The sequence below is a fragment of the Solibacillus faecavium genome (assembly GCF_014836905.1).
Classification (GTDB): Bacteria; Bacillota; Bacilli; order Bacillales_A; family Planococcaceae; genus Solibacillus; species Solibacillus faecavium.
Window position 1 is genome coordinate 654,765 of the sequence record NZ_JACSPZ010000002.1, and the last position, 19,681, is coordinate 674,445.

The following is a 19,681-nucleotide window of genomic DNA, read 5'->3' on the forward strand; positions in this document are numbered from 1 at the left end:
CCCTCCTAGTGCCTTTCAATAATTGTAGAACGACTAATTAGTATCGTTTCACCCTGTTCGTCCAAATAGTCCTTACGTAAGACAAAAAAGTTCATGGAGGCTTTCGTATATGCTTTTTCAATAACGCCATGTACAGTGATATTTTCATCAGGTATGATTTCCCTGAAATATTCATACTCCTGCTCACCGTGCAGTACCTTCTTCATATTTAAATTTAAAAGTTCAGATGAGGAGGAATCCCCGCCCCAAAAATCAATGACTGTTGGGAAGGTAGGTGGGACAGCTTCACCATTCAAATACTCTTCCTTCAAATCTCCAATCGCTAATGCTAGTTCTCTGATTTTTCCTTTTTCTACTCTAAAGGTATAGGACTCTATTTTCATACCAACTTTTTCCTCAAGCTCTGTACTCAAGTAAACTCACCTCCTTAAAAGTTATTAATAGGTAAATGGAGTTCCATTATTTGATGTGTGCTGGCGATGCCGTTTTCATATATTCTTTATGAATTTGAGCAGCAATAATATTTTTCTGAATTTCGGATGTGCCTTCATAAATTTTGGTAATACGTGCATCACGATAATATCGTTCAATCGGGAAATCTTTCATATAGCCTATACCACCATGGATTTGGACAGCTTTATCCGCTATGCGGTTATAAATTTCTGACCCGAGAAGTTTTGCCATCGCTGCCTCTTTGATGACATTCATATCCTGATCCACCATCCAAGCTACCCGATACGTAAAGGCTCTTAATGTTTCAATATCCATTGCCATTTCTGCCAAGTAGTGTTGAATGATCTGCTGCTCAAAGATCGGTTTACCAAACTGTTCACGCTCATGCGCATATTTGACGGATAACTCAAATAGCTTTTGCGATGAGCCCAAATTCCTTGCAGCTAGTCCTGCACGGCCATTTGCCAAAATTTTCAGGGCATTGACGTAGCCTAAGCCTTCTACGCCCAGCACATTTTCGACCGGTACTTCACAATCCTCAAAAAAGATTTCAGAAGAATGTGATCCACGAAGACCCATCTTTTCTTCTGTTTTTCCTATGATAAAACCTGGAGAGTTTCTATCTACAAGGAAGGAAGTAATTCCTTTTGCGCCTTTACTTGGGTCCGTGACAGCCATTACCGTAAAGAGATCTGCAATGGATGCATTCGTAATATAATGCTTTGAGCCATTAAGAATATATTTATCACCTTTGCGAACGGCAGCCGTTTTTAACGCCACCGCATTGGAACCTGCACTCGGTTCAGTTAAAGCAAATGCACCAATAATGTCACCCGACGCCATGCCCGGTAAATATCTTCGCTTCTGCTCTTCCGTTCCCATATCTACAATTCCGACCGTTCCAATACCTGTATGTGCACCGATTACAGTTGTGTATCCGTTGGACGTACGCCCAATTTCTTCATAGATACCGCATTTGCCGACCATATCAATGCCTGTACCACCATATTCTGCAGGGATACTTAGGCCAAATAATCCAATATCCTGCGTCATTTTCATAATATGTTCCGGAATGTGATCATCTCGATCAATTTGTCCAGCAAGTGGATCCACTACATTGTCTATGAAATCTCTAATGGATTTTTTCATTTCCATTAAATCCGGCGATAGCTGAAAGTCCATTTTTCTCCCCCTTTTCAATTTTGCTGTTAATTCTTTTACACTAATGGTTCATATGGGAAAACGTCTGCACTGACTTCAAGAGGTGTAAAACTTGATTGAAGTGAACCTTTAATTGCACTTAAACTGTCGACGGACCAACCGTCTGCATTGAATACCGAACGGACGGGACGCGGCTGCGAAAATACCATAATTTCCTTCCCTCGTACACCAAAAATTTGTCCGGAAACATCGGCTGCCTCATCCGAACTTAAAAAACCAACTAATGGGGCAATATGGGCTGGCGAAAGCTGTTTAAGCCTTTCAACTCTTAGTTTTTCATCATCTGTTTCTGCAGGAATTGTCCCAATTAAGCGGCTCCATGCAAATGGGGCTATCGCATTAGACGTTACATTATAGCGAGCCATATCCAACGCTGTACTTTTACTCAACCCGACAATTCCTAACTTGGCAGCTGAATAATTCGCCTGGCCAACATTTCCGATTAAACCTGAAGTGGAAGTAAAATGAATAAAGCGCCCACTTTTTTGCTCTTTAAAGTATGGGGCTGCAGCTCGGGTCATATTAAACGATCCTTTTAAATGGACTGCAATGACCGCATCCCATTCTGCCTCACTCATTTTAAAGAGCATCCGGTCCCTTAAAATACCTGCATTGTTTACAACGATATCCAATCGTCCAAATCTTGATAAAGCTGTATCAATAATATTTGAAGCAGATTCATAGTCAGCAACAGAATCATAGTTGGCAACAGCTTCTCCGCCCAGCTCCAGTATTTCCTGAACTACTTCATCTGCAATTTTTGAATCATTTCCTTTACCGTCTGATCCCCCACCTAAATCATTGATTACAACTTTTGCTCCTTCTTTTGCTAGAAGGAGAGCAATATCTCGTCCAATCCCTCGGCCAGAACCTGTGACAATTGCCACCTTATCCTTTAAGTTAGCCAAAATAACACCCTTTCTCGTTTAAAAATTAGTAGGTTAAAGAATTCTACCGTTGCAATTGTTCTAACTCCTCGTATAGAGCAGTTCGGAATTTTGGGTGAGCAATGGCAATTAAGTTTTTTGCTCTCTCTTTTAGGGATTTCCCAAACAATTTTGCAATGCCATACTCTGTGACAACGTAGTCAACTTCAGACTTTAACGATGTCACATACTGTGTATGCACCTTTATACGCGATACCGTCCCGTTTTGTGCAGTAGAGGGCAGAGCAATAATTGCTCTGCCACCAGGAGAAAGTTTTGATGCCCGGATAAAATCCATTTGTCCGCCAACTCCTGCTACTACATGGCTTTCATCAAATTGTTCTGCATTTATTTGACCCGATAAACTGACTTCCAGCGCCGAGTTGATAGAATAGAAATTGCTAATTTTCGATATTATGGCTGCATTGTGTGTGTAATTTATCGGGTAAAGTTCAATATGTTCGTTCTGGTGACAAAAATCATACAACTCATTCGTCCCAGTAAGGGTTGTACAGACGGTTCGATTACGGTTGATTTCTTTCCGCTCGTTTGTAACGACACCGACCTTTATCAAATCCACAATATCGTCAGTAAGAGAACCGGAATGCACACCTAAACCTACTTTCGAATGAAGTGATTGAACAATCCCGGCAGCAATTTTGCCAACACCGACTTGGATCGTTGCATAATCAGGTATGAGTGTTGCAACGTACCGGCCAATTTCTAAGTCCTCCTCAGAAGTCCGGCTATTACGAATTGTAAGTAAAGGCCGGTCGGAAGGAACAAAATAACTAATGTTTGATACATGAACGAGCGTTTCCCCGGCTGTTTCAGGAAGATTGCTATTTACTTCTGCAATTACAATCCTCGCCTCTTTTATCAATGTCTGCACTACATCTACAGAAATTCCGAGATTACAAAACCCACTTTCATTAGGTGGTGAAACCTGGATGAGAGCAACATCGATGTTCTCTTCATTGATCCACCGAGGAATTTCAGAGAAGTTCACCGGAAGATAATCACATATGTTATTTTCATAAGCCTTTTGCAGTAAAGGTGAACTTAAAAATGTCCGAATGCTAAAGTGAGGATGACAGGCTACATCCGCATATTTACATGGGCTGCCTAAAACGATGGAATATAGTGAAATCCCTTGCAAACGCGCCTTTTGACGTATTAACTCTTCAACAAGTGCTTGAGGTTCATTGCACATTGGCGCCAAAAAAATCGTTTGAAAGGACTCAATTTGATGGATTGCTTTCTCTGTGGTGGTACACTTTTCTTTATAGGTTTGTTTCCAATCTGATTGGACCATCTTGATCAACTCCGGCTCGTTCTACAACTGCATATTTTCAATAATTGTCGTAATACCTAGACCGCCGCCAATGCAGAATGTTGCTAAACCATACTTTTCTCCGCGTCTTTCCATTTCATGAAGCAGCTTTGTCATTAAAACTCCGCCCGTGCCGCCAATTGGATGACCGAGGGCGATCGCTCCACCATTTACATTAACGCGGTTCATATCCAGACCAAGTTCTTTAATAACCGCTAAAGATTGTGCAGCAAAGGCTTCATTCAATTCCACCAACCCGATTTGATCCAGTGTTAAGCCCGCCATCTTTAACGCTTTTCTCGTTGCTGGTGCAGGGCCAATCCCCATAATTTCCGGTGAAACTCCTGCCACAGCCTGCGCAATAATTTTCGCTTTAGGCTTTTTATCATACCGAGCAGCCGCTTCTTCTGACATCAGCATGATAACACCCGCGCCATCATTTCGACCGCTAGTATTACCAGCAGTAACGGTGCCGTTTTCTTTAAAGACAGGCTTTAACTGGGCTAACTTTTGATAAGTTGTTTCTCTAGGATGCTCGTCTACTTTAAATTCGACTGTTCCTTTTTTCGTCTTGACTTCGAAAGGTACAATTTGCTGCGTAAACAAACCTGATTCAATAGCTCTTTTCGCATTTTCCTGGCTTCTTAAAGCAAACTCATCCTGTTCAGAACGAGAAATGGAGTACTTTTCAGCTAAATTTTCCGCTGTCATCCCCATCGTTAATGCTCCGTACGTTTCAATAGGTTGTGCCCGGGGCTGACTTTCCGTGTTTGAATCCAGAATTTCACCGTTTCCTGCACCGTAACCGTAGCGGGCATTTCGCAAATAGTACGGTGCTGTGCTCATACTTTCAGCTCCACCAGCAATAATGATGTCCGATAAACCACACATAATTTGCTGTGCACCGCTATTCATTGCCTGCAGACCTGAGCCACATTGCCGATGAACTGTGTATCCTGTAATCTCAATCGGAAAGCCGGCACGTAAAAGCGCCAAGCGAGCTAAATTTGGCGAGTCTGTACTTTGCTTCGCCTGCCCGAGAATGACTTCATCGATTTCACTTTTACTAATACCGGTACGGACGACGATTTCATCCAACACTTTTGCCGCGAGATAATCAACCTCTACATTTTTCAATGTCTCTCCCATCCGGCCAACTGCTGTACGAACAGAATCTATTATTACGGCATTTTTCATTTTCATCTCACCTCGCAAATTCTTACTCTTTGGTACTATTACAGCCCCATATTTTTAGCAATAATAACTTTCATAATCTCGTTGGAACCTGCGAAAATCGGTGTAACAGCAATATCTCTAAATCGTCTCGCAATCTTGTATTCTTCCATATAGCCGTAGCCGCCATGTAATTGCATACACTCTGCAGAAATTTTCCGGGCCATATCCGTCACCCACCACTTGGCCATCGATACTTCCGTCACAATTTCCTGTCCGGCTAAATGGCGCACAATTAAATCATCCACAAATGTTTGACCGATTTGTACTTGCGTCGCAATTTCAGCTAATACAAACTGTGTATTTTGGAATTTGCCAATTGGTTTACCAAACGCCTCTCGCTCTTTAACATATTGTAAAGTGAGATCCAACATATCCTTAGCAGCCGTAATAGCGCCCACTGCAGTAAGTAGTCGTTCTTGTTGTAATTTTTGCATTAAATACAAGAAACCTTTTCCTTCTTCTCCAAGCAAGTTTTCTGCAGGAACTCTAACATTCTCGAATATTAATTCCGCTGTATCTTGGCTATGCATACCAACCTTGTCTAATTTTCTGCCGCGTGAAAATCCTTCCATCCCTCGTTCAATAATCATTAAGCTTACCCCGTTATGGGCAGGTACCGCTTTTGGATCAGTTTTGCAGGCGATGATGATCACATCTGAAAGAATTCCGTTTGTGATGAAGGTTTTTGTACCATTAACAATATAGTCAGAACCATCTTTAATCGCTGTAGTAGTAATTTTCTGCAAATCGGATCCCGCACCAGGCTCTGTCATTGCAATAGCAGAAATCCATTCACCACTAACAAACTTCGGCAAGTACTTCATCTTCTGCTCTTCTGTACCAAATGACGTGATATAAGGTGTTACAACATTACTATGCAAACCAATGCCACTTAAGCCGCCGCCAACTTTAGACAGCTCTTCTGATAGAACTACATCAAAAATAAAGTCTAGCCCTGTTCCACCATACTTTTCCTCAACGCTTGGACATAAAAATCCTTGACTGCCTAGCTTTGTCCATAATTCACGGGGAACAATGCGATCTTCTTCCCATTGTGTAAAATAAGGTTCAATTTCTTTTTCTATAAATTTTTTAAGAGATTCCCTAAACATAATATGTTCGTCATTCAAGAACGTCCGTGATTCTTTTCTTGATTTCGTCATTGTTTTATTCATATTCTTCACACTCTCTTCTTCATGTTATTTTTTATAGTTTTATCTATTTGAAAGCGATTACATAACTTATGGATATTCTATTAACTATGAAATTAATTCTTATATTATTCCTAATTTTATTAATACTTTTGATCTATATTTTTTCTATAATTGTGGCATTCGCCATACCCATTCCTTCGCAAATCGCAAGTAAGCCATAGCGTTGGTTATTGCGCTCCATCCGATAAAGCATCGAAGTTAATAGCTTTGTCCCTGTTGCGCCAAGTGGGTGACCAAGTGCAATCGCACCGCCATCTGGATTTAATTTGTCCAAATCTGCTCCAAGCTCTTTTGCCCAAACAATCGGCACAGGGGCAAATGCTTCATTTACTTCATAAGTATCCATATCTTCAATCGTTAAATTCGCTTTTTCAAGTACACGTTTTGTCGCTTCAATCGGACCAGTTAGCATAAGTGTAGGATCAGAGCCTACGACTGTGCGTGCAATGATTTTTGCCATCGGTTTCACACCAAGTTCCTTCGCTTTTTCACTGGACATTATGAGTACAGCTGATGCCCCATCACTCATTTGTGAAGAAGTTCCCGCAGAAATTAATCCGCCTTCCTTAAATACCTTTTTCAAGCCTTGCAGTACCTCAACTGTTGTTCCTGGTCTCGGTCCTTCGTCGGTATCCACGTCCCCAACAGGTACGATTTCGTCTTTGAAGTTACCCGATTTAATCGCATTGATGGCCCGTTCTTGGCTGAGCACAGAGTATTCGTTAATTTCCTGTTCTGTTAACTCCCATTGTTCTGCAATCCGCTCTGCTGATAACCCTTGATTAATAAGCTCGTATTTTTTTATACGTTCGCTTTTGCCTCTCCCTTGAACATTCGATCCCATCGGTATACGGCTCATGCTTTCAATCCCACCTGCAATGACAATATCCATATCACCTGCTAAAATCGCCTGTGCTGCAAAATGAACTGCTTGCAAACTCGATCCGCATTGCCGGTCTATCGTCACACCCGGCACCTCAATTGGAAAGCCAGCCATCAGTGCTGCTACACGTGCAATATTTCCACCCTGCTCTAGTGTTTGTGTCACACAGCCAAAAATAACATCCTCCACAAGCGCCTTTTCAATTCCCGCTCGTTTAACTACATCCTCTAGTACATCTGCTGCTAAGTCATCTGCTCTTACCTCTGCTAATACTCCATTTCTTCTACCAACTGGTGTGCGCGTTGCAGCTACAATTACCGCTTCTCTCATACACTCATTCCTCCTTTGAAATTAATTGGCTGATACTGGTTTCGTTCTATCTCGTTGTTTAAAATGGTCGAACCCTTTACTCCAAATTCACTATATGTTGCATAAACTAAAAAATTACAACCTACTAAATTAATATTTAAAAGTACTCTTATCTTATATATATAAATTCCGCTTAAATTATTCTAAATATAGAATATTTTTAAATAATAAATTCCCTAAAACTTCAGCAATTATTATTGAAACAATAACATCATGAAGAATACATCGAAATGTTAATATAATATTTACAAGCATTTCTTGAAACTGATTTTAATTATTGCGGAAGTTAAAGAACACGTTAGAAACAAGAATAGAATGAACACCAATAGAATTTACTTGAACATATTCCTCATGAATATTTCCCTTTCTAATACTTTCAATACAATAGGAACTTATAACCACTTCCACATACATTGAAAAGTTTTTTCTTCGTTTAGATTTTTTGGCATTTTAATTTAAAGCAAACAAAAAGCAAGTACTCCGTATTACACGAAATACTTGCTCCTTATCTACTTTGGATATACTTTTTCAAATCTGTCACACACGGTTAGCATTTCTTCTGTAAACGTTAACTCATATTCAGGCAGTATTCGGCCAAAGAAAGCGATATGCGCTTCTTTCCATTCTTCATACGACCCTTCTCCTTCAGCTAATGCGAAATCAACAGGCACTTCGTTGAATGGATAAACTTCTATTGAATAGGTTTTTATAATGGCAACCGGTTCATCCTGACTATTTAATACAATTTGATAGTCACCTACTTTTGGTAATGGCTCCCCTTCCAATTCGTACAATGGAAAGCTTGAACAAGTCGCCGTTTTAGTGCCTGCAACAACAAGGCTAGCTAACCAATCCGCTTTCGCTCCAAATTGAAATGCTTCCGTGTAGCGGATATTTGATAAGCCTTCCATCTCACAATACCGATGCCAATATGTATCAATCTTATTCACCTTTTCAACTCCCTCTTTCAATCATATAATTTCTAAGTATTTCCTATAAAAACTTAAAATACCTATTTAAACAAATTTAACATATATCATTACTTACCAATACTAAATATGTGTTAGGATTTAGTTAATTGCGATAAAGGAGTGTGAAACTACTATGGATTACATTGAAACTTTACGACAATACGTTGGAGAAAGACCTATCATTGCACCTGGATCTGCCGTAATTATTTTTAATGATAACAACGAGTTATTGTTACAATTACGGGAAGATACTAATGATTGGGGTCTACCCGGTGGTGGCATGGAACTTGGTGACAGCTTTGAAGAAACTGCCCAAAAAGAATTACATGAAGAGACTGGTTTAAACGCCGAGGAATTGAAATTAATTGGCATAGCCTCCGGTAAAGAAACCTATTACAAATATCCAAATGGCGATGAAATTTATAATGCAACCGCTATATATGAAGCAGTAAAAATTACTGGGAAACTTAAGGAAAAGGAAGAAACGAAGGACCTGCAATATTTCCCTTTAGATAACCTTCCCCATTTGAATTACATTTCAAAAATCTTTCTCAAAAAGGTTGGATATATTTCATAAGAATAAAGTTGACGGAAACGCTGCACTATTTGCGTTTCCGTTTTTTTAAAATCATACTTACGCCTTGTTCATTTATTTGCAGCACTGTTTTAAGTTAAAGTTTTAAAGCATCTAGCTGACCTTGTGTATTTGCTTTCTCTTTTCCAACGAGGAGTGTTTCCAGTAAGAATCCGTCCACATTAATCATAAGAGTAGCAATCGTATATAGCGGCTGTATAGGTTGAAAAGATAGAGAGATATTCATTTTAAATGGAACTATTTACCAACTAATACGTCAAACTTAAAAATGATAAAGGGAGCGGTTTAATGTTCATCTTGTTTCTGATTGTTGCAATTCTTTGTATATTCCCTATAGTAATTCTTTATTACTGGGGAAGTGATTCAGGAAAACCATCAAAATTAAGTATCATTTTCTTAGGTTTAACTGCTGCTATTTGGACCAGCTTTTTGACAGGAGTTTTCACCACTTTTCCCTGAGAGACTGACAAATGTATTATGGGAAGGTAGCTGGATTGGAATACTGATTTTAGATTCCATAACGTTTTTATATGAATTTAAAAAGAATAAGGCATACGCATTTTCCGCGTTAATTATTTGCTTTATTAATGGTAGTTTTTATATGCTTGCAAGATTATTTTCGAGTATGTAAGTTAATGCTGATAATTTCTCTGTTTAGGCAGGATCGGTTTATATTAAGACGGGAACTTTCTACTTTCCTGGCGGAGGGTTCTACTTTTCCCTATAACTCCTACTTCCGCCACTCCCGTTCTACTTTCAGAACGAGTTGTTCTAATACTTCGCCCCTGTTCTACTTTAGGCCGGAAACGTTCTACTTTTTAGGTGAAACGTTCTACTTTTGCCCACACTCATTCTACTTTCCGCCGCTCCCGTTCTACTTTCAGGGCGAGACTTTCTAATTCTTCGCCCCTGTTCCACTTTAGGCCGGGAACATTCTACTTTCCTGGAGGAGGATTCTACATTTGCCCAGAATCATTCTACTTTCCGCGGCACCCGTTCTCCTTTCAGGACGAGATCTTCTAATTCTTCGGACCTGTTCAACATTCATGCTGAAAACTTCTCCTTTTCAAGTGGAGCATACTACTTCCCCCTACACACTTTCTACTTTCCACTACCTCCGTTCCACTTTTAAACTAAATCTTTATAATTGCCTGCTCATGTTTCATTTTGGGACAGAACTTTTATTTTCCCTTTTCACAAATTTGCGTTACGATAAGAGGTGGATGCAATTTAGATTGGAGGATGTCTTCCTTATGACAACGAAACAATTACAAAAAGATGCGATGCGCGTTCTAAAAGAGACGAGCCGTACATTTTATATCCCCATTACCTTTTTAGAAAAAGAATTAAAACTAACGGTTGCAGCAGCATACTTAGCGATGCGTGCCATTGACGAGATTGAAGATCATGAAGAAGTATCAAATGAAGTAAAACATGCAACACTTTTAAAGGTTGCAGACCTATTAAAGGCCCCTTCTTTCGATAATAATGCTTATTTAGATGCATTGGCTCCTGTAAAGGAAAAAATGCCGGAAGTGACACTTCGTTTAGCAGACTGGCTACAAGTATGTCCACAAGGTGCATTACCGATTGTAACGTCTGCAACAAGTGAAATGGCTGAAGGTATGGCGAAATGGGCATTGGCAAACTGGCAAGTACATACAAAAGAGGATTTAGATGACTATACGTATTACGTAGCTGGGTTAGTCGGTGTTATGCTTTCAGAGCTTTGGGAATGGAGTGCAGGTACGAAAACAGACCGTGAGCTTGCGATTGGCTATGGTCGGGGATTACAGGCAGTCAATATTTTACGAAACGAGCAAGAGGATTTAGATGAGCGTGGTGTAAGCTTCGTTCCAGACGGCTGGACTCGTACCGAACTATTTGCTTATGCAGAGGAAAACCTGGCAAAAGCCGATCTTTATATGAAAGATTTAGACAAACGTTCGATTAAACTATTCTGTAAATTACCTTTAGCATTAGCGCATAAAACATTACAAGCAATGCGTGATGGCCGCGATAAAATGTCACGTGCAGAGGTAGAAGCAACCGTTGAAGAAGTACAGGCAGACTAAAAATATGAGCTGGAACATAATTTTTTTTTAGCTCTCGTAAAAAGGAGAGATTGCACATTGCAATTTCTCCTTTTTACATTTCATCATGAAAATATATGGTACAAAGTAATTCCCTCACACCTTATCCCCCTCTTTCAATAGCAACCTTCAAGAGAATATCATTTTTATGTAACCTTCTTTCTAAATCTAGGGGAAAATAAGTTGATTCACTCATAACCATCAAACAAATTTCACAGATGCTGCGCTTTGTAAATGTTCCCCTTAGATGGAATGGAAAAAAGTTGTTCGGAGTGAAGGCGGCGACTCCCAGGGGACAAGCACGTGGGAGAAACTACAGGCTCGAGCCGTGGCCCAGGAAAGCGTCCGCCGTAACGGAGAACAACGGCTTGGATGTAGACACAAAATAAAGTCTTTCAAATTTTACTCATCGTAAAATTTGAAAGACTTTTGATTTTAAGGCGATTTTTGTCCCAGCCTCTTCTTTTTACAAAATCAATGCAATTGCAACACTGATTATTGCACAAAGCCCAACATATGTGAACGAAATAATATGTCGTCGCTTTTCTCTTCTAAACCAAAACTCCAAAAGACCACGAACCATAAATAGCAGCATAATAAATGCAAATAATAGCGAATATAGCGTAATTTGATCAAATAAGTTTACTGTAACGAATGATAAAAATAAGAAGCAAAGTACAATTTCTAATAGGAAATGCCAAATACCGACGTACTGATCCATAAATTTTTCATTTTTTTCGATATTAAATTTTTTACGTAAGTTTAAATCCAGCAAACCTGCTCCTATAAATGCTACGATGATTATTACAATTAGCACAAGCGACTTCCCCTCTATATCTCTGTTTGTAAATAATGCTGGCGTGATTCTTCAGGTACTAAATCGCCACCCGTTGACCAAATGATATGTGTTGCATTCTCCATTTTATCTGCAAGCCCATGCTTTTTAATATACGAAGTACCTTGCATCATCAATTCAATCGGTCCATAAACACCGGCATGTGCTGACGGTTCCATAAAAATATTTTCCGTTTCAAACATGCCTTTTAAACTTCTAAATAAAAAGCTATCATCCACAGTATAGCATCCACTAATTACGGATTCCATCAATGTCCCGACAAAACGTGAAGGACGACCTACCGCCAACCCGTCCGCTTCTGTCTGATTTGTTAAACCGATATCATTCACACTAATGTTGTCATGCAAGCCTGTCATCATACCTAAGAGCATACTTGGAGACGCAAAGGGCTCTGCAAAGAAAATATGAACATAATCTCCGTATATTTGCTTTAGGCAGTATGCAATACCTCCCGGAGCACCTCCGACACCACAAGGTAAATAAACGAATAACGGATGACCTGCATCCACTTTAATTTTTGCCTGCTTAAGTTGTTCTTCCAGGCGCAGACCCGCTACAGCATAGCCTAAAAATAAATCCATTGAATTTTCATCATCTATAAAGTGGCAAGTTTCATCCTGCTCTGCAGCTTTCCGCCCATTTTCAACTGCTGACGTGTAATCTGATTCATATTCAATTACTTCAACGCCTTTTTCTCTCAGCAAATCTTTTTTCCATTCTTTCGCCTCGCTGGACATATGCACAGTTACTTGAAAACCGAGCTCTGCACTAATAATACCTATACTTAACCCTAAATTACCGGTAGATCCAACTGCTACTTTATAACGACTGAAAAATTGACTGAATTCTTCACTATGGAACTTTTCGTAATTGTCATCTTCTGTAATGAGACCGGCTTCTAATGCCAGTTTTTCGGCATGGCTTAGCACTTCATAAATTCCACCGCGCGCTTTAATCGAACCGGCAATCGGTAACGCATGATCACATTTTAAATATAATGTACCCGGTATGTTAAAACCACGTCGACCTTCAATCAGCTTTTTCATCGCTGCAATTTCTTTTAATTCGGATTCGATAATACCCTTTGAAAACTTTGTTATTGGAAATGCAGCCTGTATATAAGAAGAAAAGCGCTGTAGTCTTTTTTCCGCATCACGTATCATATCCATTGTAATGTTTTCGTTCTCTTGTTTTTTACTCGTCAATTTTTCATTTTCCCAGAATACATATTGTTCTGTCTGTAGTTTTTCAATAAGTGGAAATTGCATTAATAATTCACTTATATTTAACTTTTGATTGTTCATTTAATTATACCTCCCTATGAAAAATTGCTCGTTCACAAATTTGTCGAAATTTATGTTCAAACTCTAAATTATTTTCTTCTGTACGTTTTTTAGTCCCTTTCGTACGACCTCCTGCACGTCTTATTTTCGCACTTTCAAAGCGATATGCCAACAGTTGATCGATATTGTCAGACGTCAGTTCTTTGCCGTTATGATTAACAACAATCCCGCCCTTTGCAATACACATCGCAGCAAGCCCATAATCCCCCGTAATGACAATATCTCCTCGTTTTAATACACTTAAAAGCTTAAAGTCGACTGAATCAGGTCCTTTGTCGACAATAATTGTTTTTATATTTTCACGTTCTATACGATGTGATGTATCGCAGAACAAGATTGGTTCAATCTCATATTGAGATGAAATAAATAGCGCCAAATCAACAACGGGACACGCATCTGCATCAATTAATAGGTGTAAAATAATTTTTCATCCTTTCAGAAATTGGTTAAAATAAATTATTCTAATATAGTATTTTTGTAACATTTATTCTTTCTAACATCATTATAACAAGGTCATGTCACATAAAATGTAATTGAATTGTCCGACAATTCGTACTAATGTATACTTATTATTTCATTTGGAGGTTACACAATGACGACAATTTCAACTAAGACAAATGCACAGCAATATGTTGATGGTGTATTTTTAAAATTAAAAGAGAAGAACGCTCATCAAATAGAATTCATCCAAGCAGCAGAGGAAATTTTTATTTCATTAGTACCTGTATTCGAGCAACATCCTGAATACATTCAACATAACATTTTAGAACGAATTATAGAGCCTGATCGCATTATATCATTCCGCGTAGCATGGCAAGATGATCAAAACCAAGTACAAGTAAACCGTGGCTACCGTGTACAATACAATAACGTAATCGGACCGTATAAAGGCGGCTTACGTTTCCACCCAACAGTAAACGAATCTATTATGAAATTTTTAGCGTTCGAACAAATATTCAAAAATGCTTTAACTGGTCAGGCAATCGGTGGTGGTAAAGGTGGTTCGGACTTTAATCCTAAAGGAAAATCCGATGCAGAGATTATGCGTTTCTGCCAAGCATTTATGACAGAATTATACCGCTATGTTGGTCCAGATGTCGATGTTCCGGCTGGGGATATTGGTGTTGGCGCGCGTGAAATCGGCTATTTATGGGGCCAATACAAGCGTATTCGAGGTGCATATGAAGCAGGTGTTTTAACAGGCAAGAAACCTGGCTATGGTGGTTCTTTAGGTCGTAAGGAAGCTACAGGTTATGGGTTAGTCTATTTTGTTGAAGAGATGTTGCGAGAGGCAAAACAATCCTTCATAAACCAAAAAGTCGTTGTTTCCGGTTCAGGAAACGTGGCAATTTATGCAATTGAAAAAGCGCAGCATTTCGGTGCAAAAGTCGTTGCTTGCTCAGACTCTTCAGGATATATTTACGATCCAGAAGGTATTGATCTAAAAATTGTAAAAGAATTAAAAGAAGTCCAAGGTAAGCGTATTAAAGAATATGTTACACATCGTCCAAACGCAACTTATACAGAAGGATGTGACGGGATTTGGTCAATTCCATGTGATATTGCCCTACCTTGTGCTACACAAAATGAAATTAACGGCGAACAGGCACGAACGTTAATTGCAAATGGTGTGAAAGTAGTAGCAGAAGGTGCCAATATGCCTTCTAACTTAGATGCTATTAATGAATTTTTAGCTAGCGATGTATTATTTGGACCTGGTAAAGCTGCAAATGCAGGCGGCGTTGCGGTATCTGCACTAGAAATGGCTCAAAATTCAGGACGTAATTATTGGTCTGAACAAGAAGTAGACAGCAAATTGCATGACATTATGAAGTCAATTTTCAATGAAAGCTCTGAAGCTGCAAAGAAATACGGCTATGCAGGAAATTTAGTTGTAGGATCAAACATTGCCGGCTTTATTAAAGTAGCAAACGGAATGCTTGTAGAAGGCGTATATTAAATAGCAAAAACCCGCAAAATGCATTTATTTTGCGGGTTTACTATTTTAATTAACGTACGACTAATACATCACAATTAGCATTGCGAACAACGCTTTCTGAAACAGAACCAAGTAAGAAACGCTCTGCACGGTTAAGTCCCGTTGCCCCAACAATAATTAAATCTGCTGTAGTTAAGCTAGTTAATACATTTTTAGGAGAGCCTTCTTCGACTACAATCTGAACGTTTGCTACGCCGGATTGTTCTGCTTGAGTTTTAAATTCATTTAAATGATCAATTGCTTTATCCTTTAGAGCTTTTGCATATTTCAAATCGTAAGCCTCTACTGATCCGAAAGAATGTGTATCAATAACACATATTAAATTTAACGTAGCATCTGTCAATTTTGCAATGCGTACTCCGCGCTCAAAGGCGATTTGTGCTTTTTCCGAAAAATCTACAGCAACCACTACATTTTTATACGTTTCAACCATTTTGATCACTCCTTTGTCTTAAAAGTAGTATAACAAATGTTACCACCACTTTTAAACTAAACCCCTATAAACGAAAAGAAGTTAGACGTCCTTCTTTAAAATACGAACGTTATTTTATATTTACGCTTTAAATATTCGTGTTATAATTTAATGGAATACATATTGGAGGTTTTAAGACGTGGAATTAATGTATAAAGGCAAAACAAAAGATGTTTACAAACTTGAAAATGAACTATATTTATTAAAGTTCAAAGATGATGTAACCGGAGAAAACGGCGTATTCGATCCAGGTGCAAACACGGTCGGTTTAACAATCGATGGAGCCGGTTTAGCTGGACTGAAATTAACATCTTTCTTCTATTCAAAACTAAATGAATTGAATGTACCGACTCATTATGTAGAAGCAAACTTTGAAGAAGCAACATTGACAGTAAAACCTGCCACTGTTTTCGGTAAAGGACTTGAAGTAATTTGCCGCTTTAAAGCAGTAGGATCTTTCTTACGACGCTATGGTGCTTATGCACAAGAAGGTCAAGATTTGAATGCATTTGTAGAGGTTACAATTAAGGATGATGAGCGTCTTGACCCTCCTATTTCAGAAGATGCTCTAGCAATGCTGAATATTTTAACACATGAAGAATATGCCGTTTTAAAGGAGCGTACAATTGAGATTTCAAAATTCGTCGCTTCCGAATTAGAGAAAAAAGGGTTAACACTTTATGATATTAAGCTAGAATTCGGCCGCGATTCAAAAACAGGTGAAATTTTATTGATTGATGAGATTTCAGGTGGAAATATGCGTGCCTATAAAGGTGATACATATATCGAGCCTTTAGAGTTAGAGCGTATTATGTTAGCTGAATAATTTCATTCTAGGTACAAATCGATATTAAGATTTGTACCTTTTGTTATGTTCCTCTTCCCTTTTTTTGTTTAAAATGATACACTTACTTTCGTACTTCGACGCGTTGAAGTACGAAACTATGTAGCGAGGTATTTCATCATGAATTCAAAGCAACATGTAAAACCGCATTTACTGGAAGCTCTTATTCTTATCATTTTCATAATTGCACTAATATCTTATTCCATTATGAAGCTTGACAGTGTGCCACATATACCGATTTTAATATCGATTGTTGTACTTTTTGGTTATGGTGCGATAAAAAAGGTACCTTACCGTACGATGGAACAAAGTATGATTACATCTGTTTCAACAAGTATCAGCGCGATTTATATCTTTCTATTAATCGGCGTTTTAATTAGTAGCTGGCTAATAAGTGGAACGATTCCTACATTGTTATATTTAGGTATTTCAATTATTTCTGCTAGCTTTTTTTATGCGATTGTCTTTATTGTTACAAGTATTATCGGTACAGCAATTGGCAGTTCCCTTACGACAGTTGCAACGGTAGGAGTAGCGATGCTGGGGGTAGCTAGTTCGATCGATGCTTCAATTGCCCTTACAGCAGGTGCCATTGTTTCAGGAGCCTTTTTTGGAGATAAAATGTCACCCCTGTCCGACACTACCAACTTGGCAGCGACGGTTGCGGGTATTGATTTATTTACACATATTAAAAATATGATGTACACAACAATACCAGCTTTCATCATTTCACTTATTATTTACGCGGTGCTGTCACCAAGTAGTCAGCATATGGATACGACTCTAATTACAAATTATAAAGAAACCTTAATAACAACAAATTTAATTCATTGGTACTCATTGCTGCCGTTAGTAATATTGATTGTTTGTACATTCTTCAAAATACCAAGCCTTGCTACATTAGCCATTAGTGCCATTTCCGGAATTGTTTTATCGTATTTCCACAGTACGATTCCGCTTAATGAGCTCTTTGCAATTTTATACAACGGCTATTCAATGGAAACAGGTATAGCAGCAATTGATTCTTTATTGTCTCGCGGCGGTATGAACAGTATGCTGTTTACGATTATTTTAATCGTACTGTCTCTTTCAATGGGAGGTTTACTGTTTGCACTCGGCATTATACAAACATTACTTGAGGCTTTGCAAAATCAGTTGAAATCAATTGGGTCAGTTATTAGCGGGGCGGCATTAACTGCAATTGGCATTAACTTTACGGTTGGCGAACAGTATTTATCTATCCTATTAACTGGAGAGGCTTTCAAAGAGAAATTCAAATTGCTTAACTTACATCCAAAAAACTTGGCCCGCACAATTGAAGATGCAGGTACAGTAATCAATCCGCTCGTTCCATGGAGTGTCTGCGGTCTATTTATTGCAACTACTCTTAACGTTTCTGTAATAGACTATGTACCGTTTGCGTTTTTCTGTTTACTCAGCCCCGCCTTGACGATTTTGTTTGGCTGGTTGAACATTACGATTACAAAGGCAAGCTAATTTTAATTACTGCTTTTTCGATTAAAGTTTGAATTATATTCCCAAAAATTATGTTACTTATTTTAGCCCTCCTTCGTATATCACAAAAATTACCCATTTAAGAAACCGACTACCTAATTAAACTTTAAATTACCTATTTTCTCTCAGGTATTAAATTCGTCTCCTTGTACATTCTAATGTCACAAGGAGGTGAGCACACATGGCAAACAACAATAGTTCTTCAAACAAGTTACGTGTACCTGGTGCACAACAAGCGCTTGACCAAATGAAATACGAAATTGCACAAGAGTTTGGTGTTCAATTAGGAGCAGAAGCATCTTCTCGTGCAAACGGATCTGTAGGCGGAGAGATTACGAAACGCCTAGTTCAGATGGCTGAGCAACAATTAAAATCAAAATAATTAAAAAAGGAAACGTTACAGTAAAATGTAGCGTTTCTTTTTATTTTGTTCTTCCTAATCTCATTTGATTCAAAGTTACAATATATCCATATTATAAAATTTCACCATTTTGAAAATGGCTACCTAATTAAACTTTAAATTACCTATTTTCAATGTGGTATGAAAGTTGCTTCCTTGTACAATCTAATATCATAAGGAGGCGAGTTACAGATGGCAAACAACAACAGTTCAAACAAATTGCGTGTACCTGGTGCACAACAAGCAGTTGACCAAATGAAATACGAAATTGCACAAGAATTTAATGTGCAATTAGGATCTGAAGCAGCATCTCGTGCAAACGGATCTGTAGGCGGAGAGATTACGAAGCGCCTAGTTCAGATGGCACAACAGCAAATGAGCGGAAAATCAAATCAGTAATAATAAAAGGAAACGTTACACTTAAAAGTAGCGTTTCCTTTTTAATGTGGTCCTCTTTGAACAAAGTTATGTCATCCATATGTTCTTAAATTTCAATTCCCGCTATTCCATTTCATCATATCGTAAAATATACCCATTAATGATTAATTGATTTATATTTCACTTCTGCAAAAAAGCACAAACCAGGACTCCGGTTTGCACTAATAATGTAAATATATTCTTAATGACTAACTTGAAGAACTACCCTCTGTCCTGCTATAAATTTCATAGGCAAAATACCCGACTAACATCCCTATTCCACCGCCTATACTAACCGTATTTAACATAGACATCGGGAAAAGAAAACTAATTATCCCCCCGATAAAGATGCCTAAAAATGTCCCCCAAGGTATTAAGCTATCCAATAAAAATTGAGCACCTTGTGTTTTTTTCTTTCCTAGCTGATTTTTTTTATGTTTATTTTGAAGTCTTAAAATAACAAATATACTTATTGCGCCTACGATAATTAACGGAAATACAATACGCATTATTTCTGCCAAACTTTCCATAGTATTGCCTC

General features: G+C 38.5%; 20 protein-coding genes. 7 read left to right on the forward strand and 13 right to left on the reverse strand.

Features of this window, described 5'->3' with window-relative positions:
- Window positions 1–5: 5 nt before the first annotated feature.
- The 8 genes from H9635_RS06735 to H9635_RS06770 form a co-directional block, all read right to left on the reverse strand.
- Window positions 6–413 (reverse strand): FAS1-like dehydratase domain-containing protein, encoded by a 408-nt coding sequence (locus tag H9635_RS06735; protein WP_191699377.1) that lies wholly within the window; start codon window positions 411–413, stop codon window positions 6–8.
- A 46-nt stretch (window positions 414–459) separates the two neighbouring features.
- A complete protein-coding gene (locus H9635_RS06740) occupies window positions 460–1,635 on the reverse strand; it encodes an acyl-CoA dehydrogenase family protein (protein ID WP_191699378.1) in 1,176 nt (391 codons plus the stop codon).
- A 35-nt stretch (window positions 1,636–1,670) separates the two neighbouring features.
- Window positions 1,671–2,582, reverse strand: a complete 912-nt coding sequence (locus tag H9635_RS06745) for an SDR family NAD(P)-dependent oxidoreductase (RefSeq protein WP_191699379.1) — start codon at window positions 2,580–2,582, stop codon at window positions 1,671–1,673.
- 43 nt (window positions 2,583–2,625) lie between these two features.
- On the reverse strand, window positions 2,626–3,915 hold the full coding sequence (locus tag H9635_RS06750; RefSeq protein ID WP_191699380.1) for an acetyl-CoA hydrolase/transferase family protein: 1,290 nt from the start codon (window positions 3,913–3,915) through the stop codon (window positions 2,626–2,628).
- 21 nt (window positions 3,916–3,936) lie between these two features.
- Window positions 3,937–5,130, reverse strand: a complete 1,194-nt coding sequence (locus H9635_RS06755; protein WP_191699381.1) for a thiolase family protein — start codon at window positions 5,128–5,130, stop codon at window positions 3,937–3,939.
- Between the two features lie 38 nt (window positions 5,131–5,168).
- Window positions 5,169–6,344 (reverse strand): acyl-CoA dehydrogenase family protein, encoded by a 1,176-nt coding sequence (locus tag H9635_RS06760; protein ID WP_191699382.1) that lies wholly within the window; start codon window positions 6,342–6,344, stop codon window positions 5,169–5,171.
- Window positions 6,345–6,477: 133 nt separating this feature from the next.
- The gene (locus H9635_RS06765; RefSeq protein ID WP_191699383.1) at window positions 6,478–7,596 is read right to left on the reverse strand and encodes a thiolase family protein; all 1,119 of its coding nucleotides are present in this window, start codon (window positions 7,594–7,596) and stop codon (window positions 6,478–6,480) included.
- Between the two features lie 548 nt (window positions 7,597–8,144).
- Window positions 8,145–8,585, reverse strand: a complete 441-nt coding sequence (locus H9635_RS06770) for an ASCH domain-containing protein (RefSeq protein WP_191699384.1) — start codon at window positions 8,583–8,585, stop codon at window positions 8,145–8,147.
- 154 nt (window positions 8,586–8,739) lie between these two features.
- On the opposite strand from H9635_RS06770, the gene H9635_RS06775 reads away from it, so the two are divergent.
- Together H9635_RS06775 and H9635_RS06780 are read left to right on the forward strand one after the other, a co-directional pair.
- A complete protein-coding gene (locus H9635_RS06775) occupies window positions 8,740–9,183 on the forward strand; it encodes an NUDIX hydrolase (RefSeq protein WP_191699385.1) in 444 nt (147 codons plus the stop codon).
- Between the two features lie 1,271 nt (window positions 9,184–10,454).
- Complete coding sequence (locus H9635_RS06780; protein WP_191699386.1) at window positions 10,455–11,276, forward strand: squalene/phytoene synthase family protein; 822 nt, start codon at window positions 10,455–10,457, stop codon at window positions 11,274–11,276.
- Between the two features lie 484 nt (window positions 11,277–11,760).
- Here the strand turns inward: H9635_RS06780 and H9635_RS06785 are convergent, their stop codons facing one another.
- From H9635_RS06785 to H9635_RS06795, 3 genes are read right to left on the reverse strand one after another with little or no spacing between them, the layout of a single operon-like run.
- Window positions 11,761–12,111: a DUF4181 domain-containing protein gene (locus H9635_RS06785; RefSeq protein WP_191699387.1), complete on the reverse strand. Its 351-nt coding sequence runs from the start codon at window positions 12,109–12,111 to the stop codon at window positions 11,761–11,763.
- Window positions 12,112–12,125: 14 nt separating this feature from the next.
- A complete protein-coding gene (locus tag H9635_RS06790) occupies window positions 12,126–13,454 on the reverse strand; it encodes a D-serine ammonia-lyase (RefSeq protein ID WP_191699388.1) in 1,329 nt (442 codons plus the stop codon).
- A 4-nt stretch (window positions 13,455–13,458) separates the two neighbouring features.
- Entirely contained in the window at window positions 13,459–13,869 is a 411-nt protein-coding gene (locus H9635_RS06795; protein ID WP_225231147.1) for a YaiI/YqxD family protein, read from the reverse strand.
- A 216-nt stretch (window positions 13,870–14,085) separates the two neighbouring features.
- Between H9635_RS06795 and gdhA the strand changes: the two genes are divergently transcribed.
- Window positions 14,086–15,453 carry an NADP-specific glutamate dehydrogenase gene (gene gdhA, locus H9635_RS06800; protein WP_191699389.1) on the forward strand — a complete coding sequence of 456 codons (1,368 nt, stop codon included), beginning with the start codon at window positions 14,086–14,088 and terminating at the stop codon, window positions 15,451–15,453.
- A 49-nt stretch (window positions 15,454–15,502) separates the two neighbouring features.
- Here the strand turns inward: gdhA and H9635_RS06805 are convergent, their stop codons facing one another.
- Entirely contained in the window at window positions 15,503–15,925 is a 423-nt protein-coding gene (locus H9635_RS06805; RefSeq protein ID WP_191699390.1) for a universal stress protein, read from the reverse strand.
- Between the two features lie 178 nt (window positions 15,926–16,103).
- Here H9635_RS06805 and H9635_RS06810 point away from each other — a divergent pair, with 178 nt between their 5' ends.
- The 4 genes from H9635_RS06810 to H9635_RS06825 all read left to right on the forward strand — a co-directional run bounded on the left by H9635_RS06810 (window position 16,104) and on the right by H9635_RS06825 (window position 19,122).
- Window positions 16,104–16,790, forward strand: coding sequence for a phosphoribosylaminoimidazolesuccinocarboxamide synthase (locus tag H9635_RS06810; protein ID WP_191699391.1), 687 nt, complete (start codon window positions 16,104–16,106; stop codon window positions 16,788–16,790).
- A 138-nt stretch (window positions 16,791–16,928) separates the two neighbouring features.
- Entirely contained in the window at window positions 16,929–18,305 is a 1,377-nt protein-coding gene (nhaC, locus tag H9635_RS06815) for a Na+/H+ antiporter NhaC (protein WP_191699392.1), read from the forward strand.
- A gap of 199 nt (window positions 18,306–18,504) precedes the next feature.
- Window positions 18,505–18,705 (forward strand): alpha/beta-type small acid-soluble spore protein, encoded by a 201-nt coding sequence (locus tag H9635_RS06820; protein WP_191699393.1) that lies wholly within the window; start codon window positions 18,505–18,507, stop codon window positions 18,703–18,705.
- A gap of 210 nt (window positions 18,706–18,915) precedes the next feature.
- Window positions 18,916–19,122: an alpha/beta-type small acid-soluble spore protein gene (locus tag H9635_RS06825; protein ID WP_191699394.1), complete on the forward strand. Its 207-nt coding sequence runs from the start codon at window positions 18,916–18,918 to the stop codon at window positions 19,120–19,122.
- Window positions 19,123–19,349: 227 nt separating this feature from the next.
- Here the strand turns inward: H9635_RS06825 and H9635_RS06830 are convergent, their stop codons facing one another.
- Window positions 19,350–19,670: a hypothetical protein gene (locus tag H9635_RS06830; RefSeq protein WP_191699395.1), complete on the reverse strand. Its 321-nt coding sequence runs from the start codon at window positions 19,668–19,670 to the stop codon at window positions 19,350–19,352.
- Window positions 19,671–19,681: the final 11 nt, after the last annotated feature.